Here is a 24,194-nt window from a genome sequence, read left to right as displayed (position 1 = left end):
ATAGCCCTTGCTGTGCCCCCTTTGGGGGGTGCCCCCACTCGCATAAAAGGAGAGAGCGATGTCCAATATTACTTTTACGTCCCCGATCATGAAGAAAGACAAGACGATTTATGCTGTGGCGGGCAACACCGCGACCATTCTGTCGCTCGCCAAAGAGCATGAAATCCCGATTCCGTTCGAATGCGGTGATGGTGATTGCGGTTCGTGCCTGATCGAAGTAACAGCGCTGGGTGACAAGCCCCTGATGGGGATGTCGCTGACCGAGAAGGAGAAGGCGCGGTTGAAGGAACTTCAGATGATTTCGGCGGAAGAGCTGGAACAAGCCGAAGTGAACGACATCCCGCCGCGGTTCCGGCTGGCGTGCCAGTTCATCCCGCGCGACGAAGACGTGCTGGTGAGCTTCACCGGAACGCCCGGCGGTTCTGCCTGACCATTCTTCGACGCGCCGCCTCCCCGGCGCGTCGGCCAACGACCCAGAGGATTGATCATGAAAACCAACTCCCGACTGCCTGAAGTCACCTTCCACACCCGCGTGCGCGACGAAAGCGTTGGCGGGCCGAACCCGTTCCGCTGGGAGGATGTGACCACCTCCGACTATTTCGCGGGCAAACGCGTGGTGCTGTTCTCGCTGCCGGGCGCGTTCACGCCGACCTGCTCGACCTACCAACTTCCGGGCTTTGAAAAAGGCTTTGCGGATTTTGCGGCCAAGGGCATCGACGAAATCTACTGCTTGTCGGTCAACGACAGCTTCGTGATGAACCAATGGGCCAAGGCGCAAGGGCTGGAAAACGTCAAAGTCATCCCGGATGGCTCGGGCGAATTCACCCGCCGCATGGGCATGCTGGTGCGCAAAGACAACCTCGGCTTCGGTCTGCGCTCGTGGCGCTATGCCTGCATCGTCAATGACGGTGTGATCGAAGCGTGGTTCGAAGAGCCCGGTCTGATGGATAACTGCCCCGAAGACCCCTATGGCGTCTCGAGCCCGGAAAATGTGATGGCTTGGCTCAACCAAGCCGCCGCGGCCTAAGCCCGGCGCAACCCGGCTCCAAGACAGGAAAGCCCCGCCTTGTGCGGGGCTTTTGCTTTTGAGCGTCGCTTAGCGTCGCATTCTACCTCTTCCTCTTCGCGCCAAGGCTTGTTCAACCGTAGGACCAAGCACCAAAAGCCCTATGATCGCGATCAGAGGCGAAAAGAAGAGGCTGATCAGGACCCAGCCGACCGCAGAGCGACCACGCTCCTTCGCCATCGAGGCCGGAAGCCAGATGAAGAGCAGAACAGAGACCACCACTCCGAAAAGAAGCCCGAATGCGCTCATGTTCGTGAACATGGTCTTTTCCCCAAAAGTGTGCTTGGATATCTAATGACTTCATGGTGCGGGCCTCAAGCCCTTGGTGCACGCGAAGCTTGGGCCAATTGCCTCGGCAAACGCCCCGAAATGGCTTGACACATAAGGCCCGCTCACAGATAAGGCGCGGACCCGGCGGCGAGTCTCCTCTCCGCCGGGGTCATGTTTTCAACAACGCCCCTATGGGCGCGCTGTCCGAGGCGGGGCAACCCGGTAACACCCATTGGGGGCCACAGGGCGCGGCTGACAAAAGGAAGAACGCATGTTCGCGGTCCTCAAAACGGGCGGCAAGCAATACAAAGTTCAAGCGGGCGACGTGCTCCGCGTGGAACTGATTGCCGCCGCGGCTGGTGAAAAAGTCCAGTTCAACGAAATTCTGATGGTCGGTGGCGAAACGCTCACCGTCGGCGCCCCCACCGTGGAAGGCGCTGCCGTCGTGGCCGAAGTGATCGACACGATCAAAGCGGACAAGGTCATCACCTACCACAAACGCCGCCGGAAACACTCGTCGCAGCGCACCCGTGGCCACCGTCAGCAGCTCACGCTGCTGCGCGTCACCGAAGTGCTGGCCTCGGGCGCCGACAAATCGGGCGTCAAAGAAGCCGTCGGCACCGCCTCGGTGCGTCGCGCGCTGCACGGCGCTGCGGCTCCCGAAGCTGCCCCCGCGAAACCGAAGCGCGCTTCCAAAAAAGCCGCTGAAGCACAGGAGTAATCCCCCATGGCACACAAGAAAGCAGGCGGTTCTTCGCGTAACGGCCGCGACTCTGCGGGTCGTCGCCTCGGCGTGAAACTCTATGGCGGTCAAACGGCTGTTCCGGGCAACATCATCGTGCGTCAGCGCGGCACCAAAGTTTGGGCCGGCGAAGGCGTGATGATGGGCAAGGACCACACCCTGTTCGCCGTTGTCGATGGCAAGATTGCCTATCGCAAGGGCCTCAAGGGCCGCACTTTCGTTTCGGTTCTCCCGGTCGCGGAGGCCGCGGAATAAGCCGAACGAACCCGGTAAAAGAAAATGGGGGGATCGGCTGCAAAGCCGGTCCCCTTTTCGTTTGTTGCGTCTGGGGAGGCGAGGCAAGCGGTCGCAGTTGAAAACGGTCCCAATCCTGCACAGCTTTGTCACAGGGCCGTTTTGTTTCTTGATTAGGGCCAGAACGACCAGCGTTTGAGGAGAGCGCGATGTTTCAGACGACCATACCTGCGCAGCCGGTGATTGAGGCCGAGCGGTTTATCCTGCGCCCCTTGCGGCGCTCGGATGCTGGGCTGATTACGATGTACACCGCCGACAAGCGCGTGGCCGAGGGGACGCGTGCGATCCCGCATCCGCTGCCGCCGGGCACCGCCGAGAATTTCATCTTGCGCGCGCTGGCCGAGGGGCGGGCAGAAGATGTCTGGGCGCTTGATGGCTCTGATCATGGTCTGGCCGAGGTGCTGGGGCTCGTCTCGCTCACCCGGCTTGAAGACGATCAATCCGAGATCGGCTTTTGGGTCGGCCCGGGCTTCTGGAACACAGGCTTTGCCTCTGAGGCGGTTGCGGCGCTGATCGCGGCAAACCCGCATCGTGCCCGCACGCTGATGGCCGAAGTCTTTCAAGACAATCCCGGCTCGGCCCGTGTCCTGACCCATAACGGTTTTGAGTATCTGGGCGATGCCGAAAGCTGGTCTTTGGCGCGCAATGCCCGCGTGCCGACCTGGACCTATGTGAAAAAACTCGACTGAGTTGCGGGGGAGGGGCAACCCTCCCCGACCCGCCCTTGGTGGCCTTTGTTCATCTTGCCCCAAATATCCTTGGGCTTTGGGCGCTCTGCCCCCCATGCGCCGCTTGCGAAATGCGCGCCATGCGCGTAAACGGGCGCCTTGCGAAAGGGGCCATGGCGATGAAATTTCTCGACCTTGCAAAAGTCTATATCCGTTCGGGCGGCGGTGGCGCGGGCTGCGTCAGCTTCCGGCGTGAGAAATTCATCGAATTCGGCGGCCCCGATGGCGGCGATGGCGGCAAGGGCGGCTCGGTTTATGCTGAGGCGGTGGACGGGCTCAACACGCTCATTGACTTCCGCTATCAGCAGCACTTCTTCGCGCAAACCGGCCAGCACGGTATGGGCAGCCAGCGCACTGGCAAAGATGGCGATGACATCGTGCTGAAAGTGCCGGTGGGCACCGAAATCATTGACGAAGACGAAGAGACGGTGATTGCCGACCTCGTCGAAGTGGGGCAGCGCGTGTTGCTGGCCAAGGGCGGCAATGGCGGCTGGGGCAACCTGCGGTTCAAATCCTCAACAAACCGCGCACCGCGCAATGCCAACCCTGGCCAAGAAGGCGTTGAGCGCACCTTGTGGCTGCGGCTGAAACTGATTGCGGATGCCGGGCTTCTAGGCCTGCCCAATGCGGGCAAATCGACCTTCCTATCGGCGGTTTCAAACGCGCGGCCCAAAATTGCCGATTACCCGTTCACCACCCTTGTGCCGAACTTGGGCGTTGTGGGTGTGGATGGGAAAGAATTCGTGATGGCCGATATTCCGGGGCTGATCGAAGGCGCGTCCGAGGGGCGTGGCTTGGGCGATCAGTTCTTGGGCCATGTGGAGCGCTGTTCGGTGCTGTTGCATCTGGTCGATGGCACCTCAAGCACGATTACCAAAGATTACCGGACCATCATTGGCGAACTCGAAGCCTATGCCGAAGAGCTTTATGAAAAGCCGCGTGTGACGGTGCTGAACAAGGCCGATGCGCTTGATAGCAAAACGCTTTCCAGCCGCAAACGCGCGCTGGAAAAAGCCTCTGGCGGGCCGGTGATTGTGATGTCGGGTGTGTCGAAACAGGGTGTGAACGAGGTGCTGCGCGCGCTTTGGGCCGAAATTTCCGAAGACCGCCGCGATGAGGATGAGGTGAAACCGTGGCAACCGTAATGCCGCGCGTCGAGGCTGCGCAGCGGTTGGTGCTGAAGATCGGCTCGGCGCTTTTGGTCGATGCTGCCGGGCTGCGCTCGGATTGGCTTGCGGGTTTGGCCGCCGATGTGGCCGCCGCGCGCAAACGCGGCAGTGATGTGGTGCTGGTCTCCTCAGGCTCGATCGCTTTGGGGCGGCGCGTGCTGGGCCTGCCCGCCGGGCCTTTGCCGCTTGAGCAATCGCAAGCCGCTGCGGCAGTGGGGCAAATTCAACTTGCCCGCGCTTATCAAGAGGTGCTCGCGCCGCATGGGGTGACGACCGCGCAGGTTTTGGTGACGCTGGAAGACACCGACAACCGCCGCCGCTACCTCAATTCCCGCGCGACGATGGAAACGCTTTTGTCGATGGGCGTGGTGCCGATCGTCAATGAAAACGACACTGTCGCGACCGATGAAATTCGCTTCGGCGACAACGACCGGCTGGCCGCGCAGATCGCGGTGACAGTGGCGGCGGATCAGTTGATCTTGCTCTCTGACGTGGATGGGCTTTACACCGCCAACCCGAAAGAAGACCCAACCGCGACCCGCTTTGATGTGGTTGAGCACATCACCCCCGAGATCGAGGCGATGGCGGGTGACCCGATCTCGGGCCTGTCCAAGGGTGGGATGAAAACCAAGCTGATGGCGGCCAAAACTGCCGTGGCGGGTGGCTGCGCGATGGCGATCATGGAAGGCTCGGTGCCGCAGCCGCTTTTGGCGCTGGCGCAAGGCGCCAATTGCACATGGTTCTTGCCTGAGGGCGACCCGCAAGCCGCACGCAAGCGCTGGATCGCAGCGATGAAACCGCGCGGCGAGGTGATGGTGGATGCCGGGGCGGTGGGCGCGCTGCGGGCGGGCAAATCGCTTCTGCCTGCGGGTGTGGTGAAGGTGCAGGGCCGCTTCGGGCGCGGCGAACCCGTGACCATTTCCGGCCCCGATGGCGCGGTGCTTGGCAAAGGTCTTGTGCGCTACACCGCCGAAGAGGCGCGCAAAATCGCGCGGCATCGCTCGGGCGAGATTGAAAGCATTTTGGGCTATCCGGGCCGCGCGGTGCTGCTGCATCGCGATGATATGGTGATTGGCTGAATTTGCGCCGGGGCAGGGGGCGCTGCCCCCCTCTTGCCTACGGCAAGTCATCCCCCCAGATATTTGGCCCACAGATATTTGGCCACGCGATATTTACACAAAGTCGAAGACCTCAGGTCATTGAAAAGGGCGCCCCAGCGGAGCGCCCTTCTTGCTTTCAGCTTGCTCTAAATATCCCGGGGGGCGTCCTGAAAGGACGGGGGGCAGCGCCCCCCAGCGCCAGTTATTGCTGCGACAGCCGGTCGAGGATGCGCGCCCAAGAGCGGATGCCCTTGTGGAAGCTTTCGAGGTCGTATTTCTCGTTCGGGGAGTGGATTTGGTCATCATCGCGGCCAAAGCCGATCAGCATCGCATCCATGCCCAGATACTCTTTGAAATAGCCCGCAATCGGGATCGACCCGCCGCAGCCAACGAAGGCCGCCGGGCGTTCCCATTCATCCGAGAGCGCCGCGCGCGCCGCATCAAAGGCCGGATCGGTGATCGACATGGTGGAGGCGGGGCTACCCTCAGGTTCGCTCCAGATCAACTCACAATCGGGCGGCAGTTGCGCTTCGATCCACGCTTTGAAGGCGGGCAGGATTTTGTCGGGGTCTTGGCCCGAGACGAGCCGGAAGCTAACCTTGGCGCTGGCTTGCGAGGGCAGCACGGTCTTGAAGCCCGCGCCTGTATAGCCGCCCCAGATGCCATTGATCTCGGCGGTGGGGCGCGACCAGATTTGTTCCAAAGGCGTGCGGTCCACCTCGCCTGCGGGGGTGGTCAGATCCACCCCGCCAAGGAAGGAGGCATGATCAAAGCCAAGCGCTTGCCATTGTGCGGCGACCGCGTCGGGCAGTTCGGCCACATCGTCATAAAAGTCCGGCACCTGCACCCGGCCTTGGTCATCATGCAGCCCGCCCAAGATCCGCGTCAGCACCCGGATCGGGTTGATCGCCACACCGCCAAACATCCCCGAATGCAGGTCTTTGCTGGCCGCGCGGATGGTGAATTCCACTTTGGCAAGGCCGCGCAGCATGGTCACGATGGCGGGGATATGGTCCGAGAACAGCCCGGTGTCGCAAATCAGCGCAAGATCGGCCGAAAGCTCCTCGCGGTTTTCTTGCAAGAACGGGATGAGCGAGGGCGAGCCCGATTCCTCTTCCCCTTCAAAGAAGATCGTCAGATTGCCCGGCAACTCGCCATGCACATCTTTCCACGCCCGGCAGGCTTCCAAAAAGGTCATCAATTGACCTTTGTCATCGGAGGCCCCGCGCGCGCGGATCAGCGGGCCTTTCGGGCCTTGCTGGATCACCGGGTCGAACGGGTCCCGTTCCCAAAGCTCGATCGGGTCAACGGGCTGCACATCGTAATGGCCGTAAAACAAGATGTGGCGGCCTTCGCCTGCATGGCGGCCCACCACCATCGGATGCCCCGGTGTGGGGCGCGCGCTGGCGGAAAAGCCCAATGATTTCAATTCCTGCACCAGCCAAGCGGCGGCTTGGGCGCAATCCCCATTATAGGCGGGGTCGGTGGAAATCGAGGCAATGCGCAGCAAGTCCATCAGCCGGTCAGTGGCCTCGGGCAGGGTGTCGTCAATGCGGGAAAGAACGGCGTCAAGCGTCATGAGTGGTCTCCTTCGAGCCAAAACCGTAGCAGCCGTTTTCCGGAAGGGCCAGAGCAGGCGGAAAACAGGCGATGCTTAAAGTTTGAGCCTTAGGGGATAATTATGCACCGAGATGCGACAATTTAATTCTCCCCTTTTTTGACTTTGGGGTTTAACACTACCCGTGCCGGATAGGGCCGATGAGCCGACGCCCGGCGACACACAACCAAGTGCATAGAAGCCAGGGGTGATGAACATGGACTACAATCTCGCGCTCGACAAAGCTCTTCAACGTCTCCATGACGAGGGCCGGTATCGGACTTTCATCAACATCGAACGCGAGAAAGGCGCTTTCCCGAAAGCGCAATGGAACCGCCCCGATGGTGGCAAGCAAGACATCACCGTGTGGTGCGGCAACGACTATCTGGGCATGGGCCAACACCCGGTCGTTCTGGCCGCGATGCATGAAGCGCTGGAAGCCGTTGGCGCTGGTTCGGGCGGCACCCGCAACATTTCGGGCACCACCGCTTACCACAAAGCGCTGGAAGCCGAGATCGCCGATCTGCACCAAAAAGAAGCCGCGCTGGTTTTCTCGTCGGCTTATATTGCGAACGACGCCACGCTTTCGACGCTGCGCGTTCTGTTCCCCGGCCTGATCATTTATTCCGACAGCCTGAACCACGCCTCGATGATCGAAGGCATCAAGCGCAACCAAGGCCCGAAGCGGATCTTCCGTCACAATGACGTGGCGCATCTGCGCGAACTCTTGGAAGCCGATGATCCGGCGGCGCCGAAGCTGATCGCCTTCGAATCGATCTATTCGATGGATGGCGACTTTGGCCCGATCAAAGAAATCTGCGACTTGGCCGATGAATTCAAAGCGCTGACCTATATCGACGAAGTCCATGCCGTCGGCATGTATGGCCCCCGCGGCGCGGGTGTGGCCGAGCGCGATGGCCTGATGGATCGCATCGATATCTTCAACGGCACGCTCGCCAAAGCCTATGGCGTGTTCGGTGGCTATATCGCCACGTCGGCGAAAATGGTCGATGCCGTGCGCTCCTATGCGCCGGGCTTCATCTTCTCGACCTCGCTGCCGCCGGCGATTGCTGCGGGCGCGCGCGCCTCGATCGCCTTCCTCAAAACCGCCGAAGGTCAGAAACTCCGCGACATGCAACAGCTGCATGCTAAAGAGCTGAAAATGCGCTTTAAATCGCTCGGCATGCCGGTCATCGACCACGGCAGCCACATCGTTCCGGTCGTCATCGGCGACCCCGTCCACACCAAAGCGGTGTCGGATATGCTGCTCAGCGATTACGGCGTTTACGTGCAGCCGATCAACTTCCCGACCGTGCCGCGCGGCACCGAACGTCTGCGGTTTACGCCGTCGCCGGTGCATGATCTGACCCAGATCGATGGGCTCGTGAATGCCATGGATGCGCTCTGGGCGCGCTGTGCGCTGAATCGTGCCGAAGCGGTCGCCTGATCACTTCTACGGGTGCATGCCCGTCCCGGGTATGGTAGTTCTTTGTCAAGGAATTCGCGCTAGCAGGCTCGAATCGGCATAACACCACTGGGGCGGGACAGGCACATGATCAAGTGGAAGGGCAAACCTTCGACGCAAGAAGCTGAAGTTGGGCCCAAGGGCTTTGACGATTTCGAGCTGCGTCTGGGGGATGTTCTGCGCGGGGAACGCGCGACCCTTGCCAAATCATTGCTCGATGTGCAGCGCGAGCTGCGCATCAAAGCCATCCACATCGCGGCGATTGAAAACTGCGATGTTTCGGCATTTGAATCCCCCTCCTTCATCGCTGGTTTTGTCCGCTCTTATGCGCGCTATCTGGGCATTGATCCCGATTGGGCGTTTGAGCGGTTCTGTGCCGAAGCGGGCTTTGAGCCGACGCATGGTTTGGCCGCTGCCGCCTCAGGGCCGAAGCCGCAGCGTCGCCCGGCGGATTTGACCGCGTCGCTTGCCAATCCCAATGCGTCTTTCATTCCGAAACAAGCGCCGTTCTGGACCAAGATCGACCCGCGCGCGGTGGGCTCGCTCGCCGTTGTGCTGATGGTTGCGGGTGGGATCGGTTATGGCGGCTGGTCGGTGCTGCAAGAGGTACAGCGCGTGCAGCTTGCCCCGGTGGATCAGGCCCCCGGCGTAGTGGCCGAGATTGACCCGCTGCAATCGGTGGCGCCGGTGCAAATGGCGGCCAATGATGCGCTGCCGCAAGCGCCCACGACAGAAAGCTTTGATCGGCTCTATCGTCCCGCCGCGCTGGAAACGCCGGTGCTGATCGCGCGCGATGGCCCGATTGCGGCGATTAACCCGCGTGAAGCGGGCCTTCTGGCGGGCGCTGCGCCGGTATCTCCGCCTGCGCCGATGCTGATGACCGAAGCGCGTCCGCAGCCCAACCCGCAAGCGGAGCAAGTGGTGCGCACCTTGGGGGCCGATGCCTCTGAGGTTGTGGTCTTGGCGGTGCGCCCGTCTTGGGTGCGGATCACCTCGGCCGATGGGTCGGTGCTGTTTGAAAAGGTGATGGATGCGGGCGAGCGTTTCGCCGTGCCGAAACTTGCCGAGCCGCCGAAACTGCGCACCGGGGAATCGGGCGCGATCTATTTTGCCGTCAACGGTGTGCCGCATGGCCCGGTGGGGGAAAAAGGCGCCGTGACCAAGAACATCGTGCTTTCGCCCGAAGCGCTTGGGGAAAGCTATGCGCTGGCCGATCTTTCCGCAGATCGTGATCTGGCGAGCCTTGTGACCGTGGCGGATGCCTCGGCCAGCTTGGGCGACTAAGCGCCTCTATCACAGCCCTGTCATTTTTGCGCCTCATGAGGTGGAAGCGACAACCCGTCCGTTGCCCTAGCGCAGCGGCTGACCTATGTCTTGGGCAATGAATTGGAGGCCTCTCATGTCGCACAACCCCATCCGCCCGTGGCGCAACATCGCGCGCCGCCCCTCGCGTCAGATTTGGGTGGGCAATGTGCCCGTGGGCGGCGATGCGCCGATTGCGGTGCAAACGATGACCAACACCATCACCTCGGATGTGAAGGCGACGCTCGATCAAGTGCTGCGCGCTGCCGATGTGGGCGCCGATATCGTTCGCGTTTCGGCCCCGGATGAAGATGCCACCCGCGCGCTGAAGGAAATCTGCCGCGAAAGCCCGGTGCCAATCATCGCCGACATCCACTTCCACTACAAACGCGCGATTGAGGCGGCAGAGGCGGGCGCGGCCTGCCTGCGCATCAACCCCGGCAATATTGGCGATGCCACCCGCGTGCGCGAGGTGATCAAGGCCGCCAAAGACCACGGCTGCTCGATGCGCATTGGCGTGAATGCGGGCTCGCTGGAAAAGCACCTGCTCGACAAATATGCCGAGCCCTGCCCGGAAGCGATGCTGGAAAGCGGTCTCGACCATATCAAAATCCTCGAAGACAACGATTTCCACGAGTTCAAAATCTCGGTCAAAGCCTCGGATGTGTTCTTGGCCGCTGCCGCTTACCGCGCGCTGGCCGAAGCCACAGATAAACCGCTGCACCTTGGCATCACCGAAGCTGGCGGGCTGATGGCGGGCACGGTGAAATCCGCCGTGGGCTTGGGCAACCTTTTGTGGTCCGGCATCGGCGACACGATCCGGGTGAGCCTTTCGGCCGATCCGGTGGAAGAGGTGAAAGTGGGCTATGAGATCCTCAAATCTTTGGGCCTGCGCACGCGCGGCGTGCAGATCATTTCCTGCCCCTCTTGCGCGCGCCAAGGCTTTGACGTGATCAAAACCGTGGAAACGCTGGAAAAGCGGCTTGAGCACATCAAAACCTCGATGAGCCTGTCGATCATCGGCTGCGTGGTGAACGGGCCGGGCGAGGCGCTGATGACCGATATCGGCTTCACCGGCGGCGGCGCGGGCTCGGGCATGATCTATATGGCGGGCAAGCAAAGCCACAAAATGTCCAACGATCAAATGGTCGAGGAGATCGTGCGCTTGGTCGAGGCCCGCGCGGCAGAACTCGAAGCTGCCGAGCAAGCGGCGGAATAAGGGTAGGGGGGCGCTGCCCCCTCTTGGCCTGCGGCCAATTCACCCCTGGGGTATTTGAACAAAGTCGAAGAAGGGCGCTCGGTCAGGGCGCCCTTTCGGTTTTGGGTGGGGTGGCGATCGCCTCGCAGTGAGCGCGCATAAAGTCGGGTCTGGGGGGAATGACTGGTTTGAGCCCCGAAAGTCCCCATATCAGGTGCAGTCCCTGTGAGTGGTTCTGCGGATATACCGGCGATGTTGCACCGTCTGTTTCTGCAAAGCATTGCACGTTGACGCTCTGAAAAATGCAACCCATTGTGCAACCGTGGGTGCGGCATTTCGTGGCGCATGCAAAGCAAATAGAGGCGACATGGCAGCTTTGCTTTCTGAACGTGGCAAACTCGTTGTTTATACACGCGGCGCTGCTCTCTTGCTTTGCGCATTTACTCCATTCTCAGAAATCTTGCTCAAACCTAATGTCGTACCGTCTGATGAGTATATTGAAAGCACTTGGCCGATCTACTTTTTGGTTATTGTTGGCTTTGGCATGGTAAATTTTCTGGCCATGGACTACTCTGATTTTGCAGCAACGTTCTCTCGAGAAATATCACATTTTGAATACTTTACGTCTCGAGTTGCTCTCATGTTGACTTTTGCCGTTTGCTTTCAGGTATTCTTGCAGAGCAGCGTACCATCTTTGGTTCTGAGGGTATCTGGTGCGAATACTGAGATTGAAATGGAGATAAGTGATCTGAACCCCAATCGGGATAGAAAATACTGTATTCGCGGTGTTTTCCTGAGACATAAGCCTTATTTTGCGGACGATATTTGCAACATCGATCCAAGTGTTTTGAACACTCTAAGTGCCGACGATTTCATTGTCGTTTCTGGAAACGGCAATTGGATGGGGGTCATACCAGAGCATGTTGCCCGTGCTCGTTGAGGTTTCTGCGCGTGCTGTGGGCGAGGTCAGTTTTTGCGCAACGCTACCCTTTTACACACAAGGCGCAATGACCGGCGAGACGTGAAGCAAAATGGTAGCAAAGTCCGCAAACCAGCCCCCATCCGCGCAACACACTTTTGCTCCCCAAACAAAAAAGGCGCCCGTCCCGGCGCCTTTCGACTTTGCGTGAACATCCCTTAGGGAACTTTCCCAAAGGGCAAAGGGGGCCGCGCCCTCCGCTTTACCCGCGTTCTTGGGCGATGATTTGGTGCATCGCCTCGGTCGGCGCATAGCCGCGCAGCAATTGGCCGCCCACGACAAAGGCCGGGGTGCCGGCAATGCCCATCCGCTCGGCCAATTGCGCGTTCGAGCGCAGCACGGCGGTGACCTCTTCGGTGTTCATCTTGGCAATCACCAGATCCGGGTCGATCTTTTGCTCCGAGGCAAGGCGCGACAGGCTTTCAAGCGTCATATCCCCCCGAAACGCCATCAGTTCGTTGTGCACCGCTTCATAAGCCGCGTCGCCCGCGACCTGTTTCACCGCCACGGCAAAGCGCGCGGCCAGCACCGATTGATCCGACAGGATCGGGAATTCCTTGACGACAAAGCGGATGTTGCGGTCCGATTTCAGAACCTCATCGACGACCTCATAGGCCTTTTTGCAATAGCTGCACTTATAGTCGATGAACTCGACCATGGTGATATCGCCCTCAAGGTTGCCGCCGACCCAATCGCCCGCAAACTCAAAGATATCTTCGGCATTGGTCTGCACCAAAATGCGGTCATCTTGTGCAGCTTGGGCTTGTTGGCGTTCTTCAAGCTTGTTGATCGCTTCAACCAGCACTTCGGGGTTTTCCATCAAATAGTCGCGCACCGCACCGCCAAAGGCTTCTTTTTCGGCGGGGCTCATCGCGCTGAGGTCAAAGGCTGCGGCGGGCAGCGCAAGGGCGGTGGACAGCGCGAAAGCAGCAAGCGAAAGACGGGTCATGAGAATATCCTGAAAAGGGCTAAAGGCACGAGGCCGGTCCGGCGCACCTTGGCCAATGGGGGCGGAGGGTGCAAGAAAAAACCCGGCTCTTTTGTTCAGGCTTTTGTCATTGGCCGCCTGCGCGCGCCGCGTCCGATTGACCTTGCCAAATCGCGGGCCTATCCCAAGCGCAAAGGAAAGGAAGCCGCTATGCGTATGTCCAACCGTGGTCAGGTCGATGCCTTCATCGTGATGGATGTGATGGAGGCCGCAAATGCCGCCGAGGCGGCGGGGCGGCACATCATCCATATGGAGGTGGGCCAACCCTCAACGCCCGCGCCCGCCGCCGCGCGCAAGGCGCTTGCGGCGGCGCTGGAGCGTGACAGTTTGGGCTATACGGTGGCGCTTGGCCTGCCGGAATTGCGCCGCGGCATCGCCGATCTTTACGCGCGCTGGTATGGGGTCGATCTGGACCCGGCCCGCGTGGTGGTGACGCCGGGCTCTTCGGGGGCGTTTCTTTTGGCCTTCTCGGCGCTTTTTGATGCGGGGGATCGGGTCGCTTTGGGCGCGCCGGGTTACCCCAGCTATCGGCAGATTTTGCGCGCGATGTCGGTGACCCCGGTGGATCTGCTCACCAAGCCAGAAAATCGTTATCAGCCCGTGCCTTCGGAAATTCCCGAAGATGTGCAAGGGCTAATTGTGGCCTCGCCGGGCAACCCGTCGGGTACGATGCTGGGCAAGCCCGAACTCGCGGCGCTGATGGGGGCGGCTGCGGAGCGTGGCTTGGGCTTTGTCTCGGATGAGATTTATCACGGGTTGCAATATGAGGGCCGCGCCACCACGGCGCTCGAAATCGGCAACGAGGCCTATGTGATCAACTCGTTTTCGAAATACTTCTCAATGACCGGTTGGCGCGTGGGCTGGATGGTTGTGCCCGAGGACCATATTCGCACCGTTGAGCGGCTGGCGCAGAATATGTTCATCTGCCCACCCCATGCGAGCCAAGTGGCCGCGCTTGGCGCGCTTGAGGCCACCGATGAGCTAGAGGCGAACTGCGCCGTTTATGCCGCCAACCGCAAGCTGATGCTGGAGGGTCTGCCGAAAGCGGGCTTTGACAAGATCGCCCCGCCCGACGGCGCGTTTTACATCTATGCGGATGTGTCCGAGATCACCCAAGACAGCCGCGCCTTGGCGGCAGAGATTTTGGAAAAGGTGGGTGTGGCGGTGACGCCGGGGCTCGATTTTGACCCGGCGCGGGGGCACACCACTTTGCGCTTTTCCTATGCGCGGGCGACGGCGGATATTGAAGAGGGGCTTGCGCGCCTCACCGCGTTTATGGCGGCACGCTAAGCCTTTAGGGGGGATTCCCGTCGCGCTCCGGTTGCGCTATAGTCGGGCCAAACGGGCGCTAAGTCCCGCGGAGCAGGCATGAGACATCTTCTTTCCCCCCTTGCGGTGCTGATCGCGCTTGCCGGGTCGGTGGGCGCGCAAGCGCCCGAGCTTTCGGCTTTGGCGCGGCTGGAGGCTGATCGGAGTTTTGTCGCGCAACCCTCTGCCAGTAAAACCGAAATCACGCTGGGGCTGAGCCAGCCGGTGCCGTTTCGGGCGTTTTTACTGGATGATCCGCCGCGCTTGGTGGTGGATTTCCGCGAGGTGGATTTTGCTGAGGCGAAGCCGGAAGACTATGAAAGACGCGGGCTTTTGGGCGATATCCGCTGGGGGCGCTTTCGCGCGGGTTGGTCGCGCTTTGTCGCGGAATTGAATGGCCCGGTGAAGCTTGTTTCCGCCGAAGAGCGGACGGGCACCGAAAGTGGCAGCTTGCCCGAACTGCATATTGTGCTTGAGCGCACCACCGCGACGGAATTTGAAGCCCGCCAAGGCGCGGCGCAATCGGCGCTTTGGGATTTGCCGCAACCCGCGCCCACGGGGGCATTGCTTACGCGCCAAGATGGCACCCGGCCCTTGCGGGTGATGCTTGATCCCGGTCACGGCGGCATTGACCCCGGCGCCGAGGTGGAGGGCTATTCGGAAGCCGTGTTGGTGCTGACCTTCGCACGGATGCTGAAAGAGGCGATGACCCGCGCGGGCATGGAGGTCGCGATGACTCGCAAAGAAGATATTTTCGTGCCGCTTGAGGAACGTATCACCGCCGCCCATGCCTTTGGCGCGGATCTGATGATCTCGCTTCATGCGGATGCTTTGGCGGAGGGGGAGGCGATGGGCGCAACGCTTTATCTCTTTGACGAGGCGGCATCCGATGAAGCCGCGCGCAAACTGGCCGAGCGTCATGATCGGTCGGACCTTTTGGCGGGCGTCGATCTGGAAGGCCATGATGATGCAGTGGCGGGGGTGCTGATGGACCTTGCCCGCCTTGAAACCCAACCGCGCGTGGTGCGGCTGGGCCAGGTGCTTTCGGGCGCGATTAAAGGGGCGGGGTTGCGGATGCATCGCCACCCGGTGCAAGGGGCGGATTTCGCGGTGCTGCGTTCGCCCGATATTCCCTCAGCTTTGGTGGAGTTGGGATTCATGTCTTCTGAAGTGGACCGGGCGCGTTTGCACGACCCGGAATGGCGCGCCGAAATGGCGGCAGCCTTGGTCGCCGGGGTGCAACGCTGGGCCGAGGCAGACGCCGCCGAAGCGCGGCTGTTGCGGCAGTGATCCGATGACGCCCGCCGCCCGCCTTGCCGCCGCCATCGACCTTCTGGATGCTATTTTGGAAGGCGCCCCCGCTGAACGCGCGCTGACCAATTGGGCCCGCGCCAACCGCTATGCAGGCTCGGGCGACCGCGCCGCTGTGCGCGACCATGTGTTTGACGCTTTGCGCTGCCGGGGCAGTTTTGCCGCCCTTGGTGGAAGTTTGTCAGGGCGCGGGTTGATTTTGGGCCTATGCCGGGCCGAGGGGCGCGATCCGACCGCGCTTTTCACCGGCGAAGGCCATGCGCCTGCGGTTTTGAACGACGCTGAGGCTAGGCATCTGGCCAGCGCCGCGCCGCCGCGCGAAGAGCTTCTTACAAGCGATTGGCCGGAGTGGCTTTTGCCGCAATTGCGCGCCGATCTTGGGGCGGATTTCGCGCCCGTTTCCGAGGCGATGCAGGCTCGCGCGCCGGTGTTTTTGCGCGCAAACCTTGCCAAAACCACCCGAGACGGCGCCGCACAGGCTTTGGCCGCCGAGGGGATTGAAACCCAACCGCACCCGCTGGCTGACACGGCGTTAGAGGTCACCGCAGGCGCGCGCAAAATTGCGCAAAGCCAAGCCTATGCGCAGGGGTTGGTTGAGCTGCAAGACGCCGCCTCGCAAGCGATGCTACAGCTTGTCGATCTTGCCCCCGGTGCGCGCGTGCTCGACTATTGTGCGGGTGGCGGTGGCAAGGCGCTGGCGCTGGCGGCGGCCTTCCCCAAAGCGCAGATCACCGCGCATGATATTGACGCCGGGCGGATGCGCGATATTGCGCCGCGCGCCAAACGCGCCGGGGCCAAAATCACTTTGGCCGAACCGGGCAAGGTCACGGGGCAATATGATCTGGTGTTGGTCGATGCGCCCTGTTCGGGCGCGGGCACGTGGCGGCGCACGCCAGAGGCGAAATGGCGGCTGGCGCCCGCGCGTTTGGCCGAATTGGTCGCTTTGCAAGCCGAGATCCTCTCCCATGCGGCGGGGCTTGTCGCGCCGGGAGGGCGGCTTTGCTACATGACCTGTTCGCTTCTCGATGTTGAGAATGCGGCGCAAATCGCGGCTTTCACGGCGCGCGGCGGCTGGGAAAGCACGGCGCATCTGCGGTTGACGCCCTGCGATGGGGCGGATGGTTTTTTTGGGGCTGTGCTCTCTCGGATCTAAATAGATCCTGAAGATTTGCACATCTTTAGGTTGCGTTGGGTATTTGTTAACTAGGCTTTAACCGAAATGTCTCGCAATGCGAGGAGGCGATTCTGGAAAGGAAGACATCCGTGGCGCACCCCGACCAAACCTTGCAGCCCATCGGTCGCACGGCCGCGTTAATCGCTCCGGGGGCGATTTATCTTCTGGTGCTGGCCATCTGTGCTGGCGTTGGCGCTTATTTCGTGAAGGATCAGGTGCTGATGACCGTGCTTATCTCGGTGGCGGGCAGCTTCCTTTTGCTGGCGGTGCTGGCAAAGCTTGCGCAACGCCAGATCGCGCAAAGTAAAGACACGATGCAAGATGCGCTTGCGGCGTTCATCGCCCATGACGCGTCGCCCTCTTTCACCACCGATGCCGAAGGCGAGATTGGTGCGCAAAACCGCGCCGCGATTGAGCGGTTTGGCTCACGCAGCGGGCAAACTTTGGCGCGCGCCTTGGGGGAGTTGTTTGCAAATCCGGGGGCGATGCTCGCGCGGCTGCAATCCAAGGCTGAAGCGCTTGGCGCGGCCCGGGAAGATTTGGTGACCCGGCGCGGCCACGTGCGGCTTTCGGTGCATAGGGTCGATGGCGGCGGTTATCTGTGGCGGCTGGAAGACATGGCCGAACGCGCCGTAGGGGGGCGCGGTGGCGAGACCCTGTCTTTGCCGATGCTGACCGTGTCGAAAAACGGCACGATTTTGTTTATGAACGAGGCGCTGCGGCGCTTGGTGGGCGAACGTGTCCGCACGCTCGACCGTATCTTTACCGAATTGCCGATCCGCTCCGGCGAGGAGCAGGAAATCACCACCTCCGAAGGCCCGGTACGCTGCATGGTGGCGCAGATCGAGGGCGCGGGCGGGCGTGACGAGATTTATCTGATGCCGGTGGCGCCCGGTCGTCCGGCAACGCATGACCCCGCGGCGTTTGAAAGCCTGCCGGTGGCGCTGATGCGGCTCAATGTCGATGGCCGCGTGTTTGAGGTAAACCGCGCCGCGCGTGGGCTGTTGGGCCAAATTGCCCCCGGCTCGCGGTTGTGTGAGCTTTTTGAAGGGCTTGGCCGCCCGGTTGAAGATTGGGTCGCCGATGCTGTTGCGGGCCGTACCGATCGCCGCCCCGAGGTGTTGCGCGCGCATCGCGGTGACCGCGAGGTGTTCTTGCAAGTCACGCTGAGCCGCGTGATTGAGGAAGGCCGCGCCGGGCTGATTGCTGTTCTTTCGGATGCGACACAGCTCAAAACGCTCGAAGGGCAGTTTGTGCAAAGCCAGAAGATGCAGGCGATTGGCCAGCTTGCGGGCGGTGTTGCGCATGATTTCAACAACCTTCTGACGGCCATTTCGGGGCATTGCGATTTGCTCATGCTGCGCCATGAAAAGGGCGACCCGGATTACACCGATCTTGACCAGATCAGCCAAAACGCGAACCGTGCCGCCTCGCTTGTGGGGCAGCTTCTGGCCTTTTCGCGCAAGCAAACGCTGAAACCGCGGATCATGGATCTGCGCGATACGCTGTCTGATTTGACCCATCTTTTGAACCGTTTGACCGGCGAAAAGATCATGCTCACCTTGATGCATGATCCGGGCCTTGCGCTGATCCGCGCAGATCGGCGTCAGTTGGAACAGGTGATCATGAACTTGGTGGTCAATGCGCGCGACGCCATGCCCGGCGGCGGTGAAATTCGCATTGAAACTGAGAATATGCGCTTGCTGGAAGACCTGAAGCGAGACCGTGCCGCAGTGCCGAAGGGCGATTATGTTGTCGTGAAAGTGACCGATGAAGGGGTTGGGATCTCGCCCGATAAACTCGGCAAAATCTTTGAACCGTTCTTCACCACCAAAAAGCCGGGGGAAGGCACGGGCCTTGGGCTTTCCACCGCTTACGGGATCGTCAAGCAAACCGGCGGCTATATCTTCTGTGACTCGGTTCTGGGCTCTGGCACCTCTTTCACGCTTTTCCTGCCCGCGCATGGACAGCGGGGCGAGTTGGAACCGGAGCCGACCGTCACGCCGATGGATCTGCCGCAAATCGAAGAAAACCCCACCTCCAAAGTTCTGTTGGTTGAGGATGAGGCGCCGGTGCGGGCCTTTGCGTCGCGGGCACTCAAATTGCGTGGCTATACCGTTTTTGAGGCTGAAAACGCCGAGGAGGCGCTGCGCATCTTGGAAGATGAAAGCCTGTCTTTCGATGTCTTCGTGACGGATGTGATCATGCCCGGCATGGATGGCCCGACATGGGTGGCCGAGGCACTGAAAGCACGCCCCGATGTGCCGGTGGTCTTCGTTTCGGGCTATGCGGAGGATGTGTTCCGGGAAGGTCGTCCGCCGATGCCGAATTCGGTCTTTTTGCCGAAGCCTTTCTCGCTGAGCGAACTCACCGCGACGGTGCAAAACCAGATCGCACGCCGGGCGCGTAAACTGGCGGCGCGGGTTGGTGCGGCAGAGCCGGTCGAAAGCCAAGAGGACGAGGCGGAGGCTCAGGCCAAGCTGTCGTAAAGCGCAAAGTCGGCAGCGAGGGCTTCGCGCAGCGCGGCGAGTGTTTCGGGCGAAATCGCGGTATCCGCCGCAGCGGGCACATTCACGCGGGGCAGGGTGATCGCGCAATCCAGCCGATCTTCCAAGAACTGCACGAAAGTGTCGATCTCTTCGTAGCGAAAGATTCGATCCACTGCGGGGGTGCCATCGGCCCCGCAGAGATGCGCGGCTTGGCTGCCAATTTCCGCGCGAAGGGCGCCGCCCGTTTCCATATAGGCGCGGGCAAAGGCCTCAAAGCTTTGCGCGGCGACGGTGGGCTCGGGGGCCTCTTCTACCCGGAAGCGATACCACGAGCGCAGCCATTCAACCGGTTCGCGCATCAGCGCAAGGGTGGTGAAAGGCGCCCCCGCTTGCGCTGCAAGCCAAGGCGCCAGCGTGGCTTGAAAATCTTGTGCGGGCATATGTTTGAAGGGCGCGGGGCGCTGGATCGTGACCGAGGCAAGCGAGTCGAGCGCGACCTCAACCGCTGTTGATCCCGTCTTTGGGGTCGCCAGAAAGACCAAGCGCTGATCCCAGAAAATCAACATGATAGACCCTTTTCCGAATGGGTCTTGCATAGGCTTCCGGCGCTCTGCGGTAAAGCCCGCGGTCTTGGTAACCTTTCCTTAACCTTGGTTGTTCAATATTTGTTCTCACAATTTGATTGCAATGTTTCCCGTTTGTGCTCATATGGATGAGAACAAGATGGGAACAAAAAGCGCCCCTGGGCCGATGGACGCCCGGCTTGCGCTGTGGGATAAGGGGACGAGAAATGGCAACGGCAGGCCTTATTGAGATGAACGACAAAAGCAAGGCAGACAAGCATAAGGCGCTGGAATCGGCGCTCGCGCAGATCGAGCGCCAGTTCGGCAAAGGCTCGATCATGAAGCTCGGTGGCGACAACGCGCCGCCTGAGATTGAGGCGACCTCGACCGGCTCGCTTGGCCTTGATATCGCGCTTGGCATTGGCGGTCTGCCCAAGGGCCGGATTGTAGAGATTTACGGGCCGGAAAGCTCGGGCAAAACCACGCTGACGCTGCATTGCATCGCCGAAGAGCAAAAGAAGGGCGGGGTTTGCGCCTTTGTGGATGCCGAACACGCGCTTGACCCCTATTACGCCAAGAAGCTGGGCGTGAACCTTGATGAGCTGCTGATCTCGCAGCCCGACACCGGTGAACAAGCGCTTGAAATCGTCGATACGCTGGTGCGCTCGGGCGCGGTGAGCCTTGTGGTCGTGGACTCGGTCGCGGCGCTGACACCCCGCGCCGAGATTGAGGGCGATATGGGCGATGCCACGGTCGGCGCGCAGGCGCGGCTGATGTCTCAGGCGATGCGCAAGCTTACCGCCTCGATTGGCCGCTCGAATTGCATGGTGATCTTCATCAACCAAATCCGCATGAAGATCGGCGTGATGTTCGGCTCGCCCGAAACCACCTCGGGCGGGAACGCGCTGAAATTCTACGCCTCTGTGCGCCTTGATATCCGCCGCACCGGCGCCATCAAGGACCGTGACGAGGTGATCGGCAACCAGACCCGCGTCAAAGTGGTGAAGAACAAGGTCGCACCGCCGTTCCGCGAAGTGGAATTTGATATTCTATACGGCGAAGGCATCTCGAAGGTCGGCGAATTGGTTGACCTTGGCGTGAAGGCTGGGATCGTGGCTAAATCGGGTGCTTGGTATTCGTTCGGTGATGAACGGATCGGGCAGGGGCGTGAAAACGCCAAGCAATTCCTGCGCGACAACCCCGATATCGCCTATGAGATCGAAGACAATATCCGCGCCAGCCACGGGCTCGATTTTGACGTGCCGCCGGGCGAGGATGATCTGACCGAAGAATAAGCGCGGTCCTGCGGCGCGCAGCTTAGACAGGCGGCACGATGCCGCGTTGAAACGGCCGGGGGTGTCCCGGCCGTTTTGCTTTCTGGACAGGGCCGGGAAGCATCGCTAAACGGGGGGAAATCTGCAAAAAAGGCCCGCCCATGCCCAGCCTCAACGATATCCGCTCCACCTTCCTCGGCTCGTTTGAAAAGAACGGTCACAAGGTGGTGGAAAGCTCGCCGCTCGTGCCGCGCAACGACCCGACGCTGATGTTCACCAACTCCGGGATGGTGCAGTTCAAAAACTGCTTCACCGGGGTGGAAAAACGCGACTATGTCCGCGCCACGACGTCGCAAAAATGCGTCCGTGCCGGCGGCAAGCACAACGACCTTGATAACGTTGGCTATACCGCGCGCCACCACACGTTTTTTGAGATGCTCGGCAACTTCTCTTTTGGCGATTACTTCAAAGAAGGCGCGATCCCCTTTGCTTGGGAATTGCTGACCAAAGACTTTGATATCCCGAAAGAAAAGCTGCTGGTCACCGTCTATCACACCGATGATGAAGCGGCGGAGATTTGGAAAAAAGTTGCCGGTCTGACCGATGACCGGATCATCCGTATCGCCACCAAAGACAACTTCTGGCAAATGGGGCCGACCGGGCCTTGCGGCCCCTGCACCGAGATTTTCTATGATCACGGCGATCATATCTGGGGTGGCCCGCCCGGCTCCGCCGAGGAAGATGGCGACCGTTTCATCGAGATTTGGAACCTCGTTTTCATGCAAAACGAGCAGTTCGAAGATGGCTCGATGCGCGCGCTCGATATGCAGTCGATCGACACGGGCATGGGGCTTGAGCGGATCGGCGCACTGCTGCAAGGCAAGCACGACAACTACGACACCGATTTGATGCGCAGCCTAATCGAGGCCTCGGCCCATGCCACCTCGGCAGACCCCGATGGCCCCGGCAAAGTGCATCACCGCGTGATTGCGGACCATTTGCGTTCGACCGCCTTCCTGATTGCCGATGGCGTCATGCCCTCGAACGATGGCCGGGGCTATGTGCTGCGCCGCATCCTGCGCCGCGCCGCGCGCCACGCGCATATGCTGGGCGCAAAAGACCCGGTGATGCACAAGCTTGTGCCCGCGCTTGTGCGCCAGATGGGCGCGGCCTTCCCGGAACTGAGCCGTGCGCAAGCGCTGATCGAAGAAACCCTGAAGCTCGAGGAAACCCGCTTCAAGGTCACGCTCGATCGCGGTTTGAAGCTGCTGGATGATGAGCTTTCCGCGCTTCCTGATGGGGCAGAACTGCCGGGTGCAGCGGCGTTTAAGCTCTATGATACCTATGGCTTCCCGCTTGACCTGACCCAAGATGCTTTGCGCGAAAAGGGTCGCACCGTCGATACCGATGGCTTTGATGCCGCGATGGCCGAGCAAAAAGCCAAAGCCCGCGCGGCTTGGTCCGGCTCGGGTGAGGCGAGCGATGCGCGCATTTGGTTTGAGATTGCCGAAGCCAAAGGCGTGACCGAATTCCTTGGCTACGATACCGAAACCGCCGAGGGCCAAATTCTGACTTTGGTGCAAGACGGCGCCGAAGTGGCCGAGGCTACGGGCACGGTGCAGATCGTCGTGAACCAAACGCCGTTTTACGGCGAGTCGGGCGGTCAGGTCGGCGATAGCGGGATCATCCGCACCGAAACCGCAGAGGTGAAAATCACCGACACCAAGAAAGTGGCGGGGGTGTTCATTCACATCGGCGAGGTGGTTTCGGGCAAGGTGGCCAAAGGCCAACCCGCGAAGCTGGAGGTGGATCATGCCCGCCGCAGTGCCATTCGCGCCAACCACTCCGCCACCCACCTGCTGCATGAGGCGCTGCGCCGTGCGCTTGGCGACCATGTCGCGCAAAAAGGCTCGCTCAATGCCGAGGATCGGCTGCGGTTTGACTTTAGCCACGCCAAGGCGATGAGCGCCGAAGAGCTGGAGCAGGTCGAGGCCGAGGTGAACAGCTTCATCCGTCAAAACACCGCCGTGGAAACTCGGATCATGACGCCTGATGATGCGCGCGGTCTGGGCGCGCAGGCGCTCTTTGGGGAGAAATACGGCGATGAGGTGCGCGTCGTCTCGATGGGCGAATTGCTTGGCTCGGGCAAAGGCCAAGACGGCAAGACCTATTCGCTTGAACTCTGCGGCGGCACCCATGTGGCGCGCACGGGCGATATTGGCGCCTTTGTCGCGCTTGGCGACAGTGCCTCCTCGGCCGGTGTGCGCCGGTTTGAAGCGTTGACCGGCCAAGCCGCGCTTGATTACCTCAAAACCCAAAACGCGCGGCTTTCCGAAGTGGCAGGTGTGTTGAAAACCGCCCCCGCCGATGTGGCCGAGCGCGTGAAGGCTTTGGCCGAAGAACGCAAAGCGCTCGCCAATGAAGTGGCGCAACTGCGCCGTGAATTGGCCATGGGCGGCGGCGCGGCTGGTGGCCCGGAAGTTGAAGAAATCAATGGCTTGCGCTTCATTGCTCAGGTGGTTTCGGGCGTGTCGGGCAAAGACCTGCCCGCGCTGGTGGACAGCCTGAAAGAAAAGGTTGGTTCGGGCGCGGTTTTGGTGATTGCCGATACCGGCGCGAAACCGGCCTGTGCGGCAGGCGTCACGGCGGACAAAACCGATACCGTCTCCGCGGTCGATCTGGTCAAAGCGGCGGCGGCTGCCCTTGGCGGCAAAGGGGGCGGTGGCCGCCCGGATATGGCGCAAGCCGGTGGGGCCGATATTGCCAAGGCCGATGAGGCTTTGGCCGCTGTGCGCGCCGTGATTGCGGGGGAAGTGTAATGCCCTCGGCCCTTTGGATCGCCCATGTCGAAGTGCTCGACCCCGAAGCTTATGGCAAATATGCCGTGGCGGCGGGGCCGGTGATTGCCGAACATGGCGGGGTCTTTTTGGCCCGCGCCACGCGCTACGTACAGCTTGAGGGCAACGACCGCGCCCGCAATGTGGTGGCGCGCTTCCCCAGCCTAGAGGCGGCGGTCGCCTGCTACAATTCAGACGCCTATCAAGCCGCGCTTGCCCATGCCAAGGGCGCTTCGGTGCGCGATTTGGTGGTGGTTGAGGAAAACGACTGACTTTTGTTCCGCCCGGAAAAGCGTTAACGTGACACTCATGTGTCACTGCTAAAACCGGGCGGAGCCAA

Annotated in this window: 22 protein-coding genes; 18 read left to right on the top strand and 4 right to left on the bottom strand. The window is 60.9% G+C overall.

Going from position 1 to position 24,194, the window contains the following annotated elements; genetic code table 11:
* The first annotated feature begins 58 nt into the window (after nucleotides 1-58).
* Together fdxD and CRO18_RS04775 are read left to right on the top strand one after the other, a co-directional pair.
* Nucleotides 59-430: a ferredoxin FdxD gene (gene fdxD / locus CRO18_RS04780; RefSeq protein WP_076483408.1), complete on the top strand. Its 372-nt coding sequence runs from the start codon at nucleotides 59-61 to the stop codon at nucleotides 428-430.
* Between the two features lie 57 nt (nucleotides 431-487).
* Nucleotides 488-1,027 (top strand): peroxiredoxin, encoded by a 540-nt coding sequence (locus CRO18_RS04775; RefSeq protein WP_097081249.1) that lies wholly within the window; start codon nucleotides 488-490, stop codon nucleotides 1,025-1,027.
* Between the two features lie 69 nt (nucleotides 1,028-1,096).
* On the opposite strand, the gene CRO18_RS04770 is transcribed toward CRO18_RS04775, so the two are convergent.
* The gene (locus tag CRO18_RS04770) at nucleotides 1,097-1,327 is read right to left on the bottom strand and encodes a hypothetical protein (RefSeq protein WP_097081248.1); all 231 of its coding nucleotides are present in this window, start codon (nucleotides 1,325-1,327) and stop codon (nucleotides 1,097-1,099) included.
* A gap of 280 nt (nucleotides 1,328-1,607) precedes the next feature.
* On the opposite strand from CRO18_RS04770, the gene rplU reads away from it, so the two are divergent.
* From rplU to proB, 5 genes are all read left to right on the top strand, one after another.
* Nucleotides 1,608-2,057: a 50S ribosomal protein L21 gene (gene rplU / locus CRO18_RS04765; protein ID WP_076483410.1), complete on the top strand. Its 450-nt coding sequence runs from the start codon at nucleotides 1,608-1,610 to the stop codon at nucleotides 2,055-2,057.
* A gap of 6 nt (nucleotides 2,058-2,063) precedes the next feature.
* A complete protein-coding gene (gene rpmA / locus CRO18_RS04760; protein WP_076483411.1) occupies nucleotides 2,064-2,333 on the top strand; it encodes a 50S ribosomal protein L27 in 270 nt (89 codons plus the stop codon).
* Between the two features lie 188 nt (nucleotides 2,334-2,521).
* On the top strand, nucleotides 2,522-3,061 hold the full coding sequence (locus CRO18_RS04755) for a GNAT family N-acetyltransferase (RefSeq protein WP_076483412.1): 540 nt from the start codon (nucleotides 2,522-2,524) through the stop codon (nucleotides 3,059-3,061).
* A 158-nt stretch (nucleotides 3,062-3,219) separates the two neighbouring features.
* Complete coding sequence (gene obgE, locus CRO18_RS04750; protein ID WP_076483593.1) at nucleotides 3,220-4,245, top strand: GTPase ObgE; 1,026 nt, start codon at nucleotides 3,220-3,222, stop codon at nucleotides 4,243-4,245.
* Nucleotides 4,245-5,348 (top strand): glutamate 5-kinase, encoded by a 1,104-nt coding sequence (gene proB, locus CRO18_RS04745; RefSeq protein WP_097081247.1) that lies wholly within the window; start codon nucleotides 4,245-4,247, stop codon nucleotides 5,346-5,348. The genes obgE and proB overlap by 1 nt, the downstream gene beginning before the upstream one ends.
* A gap of 223 nt (nucleotides 5,349-5,571) precedes the next feature.
* On the opposite strand, the gene CRO18_RS04740 is transcribed toward proB, so the two are convergent.
* On the bottom strand, nucleotides 5,572-6,948 hold the full coding sequence (locus CRO18_RS04740) for a M20/M25/M40 family metallo-hydrolase (protein ID WP_097081246.1): 1,377 nt from the start codon (nucleotides 6,946-6,948) through the stop codon (nucleotides 5,572-5,574).
* 235 nt (nucleotides 6,949-7,183) lie between these two features.
* On the opposite strand from CRO18_RS04740, the gene hemA reads away from it, so the two are divergent.
* The 4 genes from hemA (at nucleotide 7,184) to CRO18_RS18570 (ending at nucleotide 11,871) form a co-directional block, all read left to right on the top strand.
* A complete protein-coding gene (gene hemA, locus CRO18_RS04735; RefSeq protein WP_097081552.1) occupies nucleotides 7,184-8,413 on the top strand; it encodes a 5-aminolevulinate synthase in 1,230 nt (409 codons plus the stop codon).
* A 105-nt stretch (nucleotides 8,414-8,518) separates the two neighbouring features.
* The gene (locus tag CRO18_RS04730) at nucleotides 8,519-9,715 is read left to right on the top strand and encodes a helix-turn-helix domain-containing protein (protein WP_097081245.1); all 1,197 of its coding nucleotides are present in this window, start codon (nucleotides 8,519-8,521) and stop codon (nucleotides 9,713-9,715) included.
* Nucleotides 9,716-9,830: 115 nt separating this feature from the next.
* On the top strand, nucleotides 9,831-10,952 hold the full coding sequence (gene ispG, locus CRO18_RS04725) for a flavodoxin-dependent (E)-4-hydroxy-3-methylbut-2-enyl-diphosphate synthase (protein WP_076483416.1): 1,122 nt from the start codon (nucleotides 9,831-9,833) through the stop codon (nucleotides 10,950-10,952).
* A 346-nt stretch (nucleotides 10,953-11,298) separates the two neighbouring features.
* On the top strand, nucleotides 11,299-11,871 hold the full coding sequence (locus CRO18_RS18570) for a hypothetical protein (RefSeq protein ID WP_139327781.1): 573 nt from the start codon (nucleotides 11,299-11,301) through the stop codon (nucleotides 11,869-11,871).
* Nucleotides 11,872-12,112: 241 nt separating this feature from the next.
* On the opposite strand, the gene CRO18_RS04720 is transcribed toward CRO18_RS18570, so the two are convergent.
* Complete coding sequence (locus tag CRO18_RS04720; protein ID WP_097081244.1) at nucleotides 12,113-12,859, bottom strand: DsbA family protein; 747 nt, start codon at nucleotides 12,857-12,859, stop codon at nucleotides 12,113-12,115.
* 189 nt (nucleotides 12,860-13,048) lie between these two features.
* On the opposite strand from CRO18_RS04720, the gene CRO18_RS04715 reads away from it, so the two are divergent.
* From CRO18_RS04715 to CRO18_RS04700, 4 genes are all read left to right on the top strand, one after another.
* Nucleotides 13,049-14,188 carry a pyridoxal phosphate-dependent aminotransferase gene (locus CRO18_RS04715; RefSeq protein WP_076483595.1) on the top strand — a complete coding sequence of 380 codons (1,140 nt, stop codon included), beginning with the start codon at nucleotides 13,049-13,051 and terminating at the stop codon, nucleotides 14,186-14,188.
* 78 nt (nucleotides 14,189-14,266) lie between these two features.
* Nucleotides 14,267-15,496 (top strand): N-acetylmuramoyl-L-alanine amidase, encoded by a 1,230-nt coding sequence (locus tag CRO18_RS04710; protein ID WP_097081243.1) that lies wholly within the window; start codon nucleotides 14,267-14,269, stop codon nucleotides 15,494-15,496.
* 4 nt (nucleotides 15,497-15,500) lie between these two features.
* On the top strand, nucleotides 15,501-16,670 hold the full coding sequence (locus CRO18_RS04705; RefSeq protein WP_097081242.1) for an RsmB/NOP family class I SAM-dependent RNA methyltransferase: 1,170 nt from the start codon (nucleotides 15,501-15,503) through the stop codon (nucleotides 16,668-16,670).
* Nucleotides 16,671-16,912: 242 nt separating this feature from the next.
* On the top strand, nucleotides 16,913-19,180 hold the full coding sequence (locus tag CRO18_RS04700) for an ATP-binding protein (protein WP_249276001.1): 2,268 nt from the start codon (nucleotides 16,913-16,915) through the stop codon (nucleotides 19,178-19,180).
* Here CRO18_RS04700 and CRO18_RS04695 read toward each other — a convergent pair.
* Nucleotides 19,162-19,746, bottom strand: a complete 585-nt coding sequence (locus tag CRO18_RS04695) for a hypothetical protein (RefSeq protein ID WP_097081241.1) — start codon at nucleotides 19,744-19,746, stop codon at nucleotides 19,162-19,164. The genes CRO18_RS04700 and CRO18_RS04695 overlap by 19 nt on opposite strands.
* Nucleotides 19,747-19,970: 224 nt before the next feature.
* Between CRO18_RS04695 and recA the strand changes: the two genes are divergently transcribed.
* The 3 genes from recA (at nucleotide 19,971) to CRO18_RS04680 (ending at nucleotide 24,126) form a co-directional block, all read left to right on the top strand.
* Entirely contained in the window at nucleotides 19,971-21,038 is a 1,068-nt protein-coding gene (recA, locus tag CRO18_RS04690; RefSeq protein WP_097081240.1) for a recombinase RecA, read from the top strand.
* Nucleotides 21,039-21,178: 140 nt separating this feature from the next.
* Nucleotides 21,179-23,836 (top strand): alanine--tRNA ligase, encoded by a 2,658-nt coding sequence (gene alaS, locus CRO18_RS04685; RefSeq protein ID WP_076483421.1) that lies wholly within the window; start codon nucleotides 21,179-21,181, stop codon nucleotides 23,834-23,836.
* A complete protein-coding gene (locus CRO18_RS04680; protein ID WP_097081239.1) occupies nucleotides 23,836-24,126 on the top strand; it encodes a DUF1330 domain-containing protein in 291 nt (96 codons plus the stop codon). Before alaS ends, CRO18_RS04680 begins: the two co-directional genes overlap by 1 nt.
* Nucleotides 24,127-24,194 lie beyond the last annotated feature (68 nt).

Origin of the sequence: Rhodobacter sp. JA431, from assembly GCF_900217725.1 — a bacterium.
GTDB lineage: Bacteria > Pseudomonadota > Alphaproteobacteria > Rhodobacterales > Rhodobacteraceae > Rhodobacter > Rhodobacter aestuarii.
This window is presented reverse-complemented; position numbering and strand designations above follow the sequence as displayed.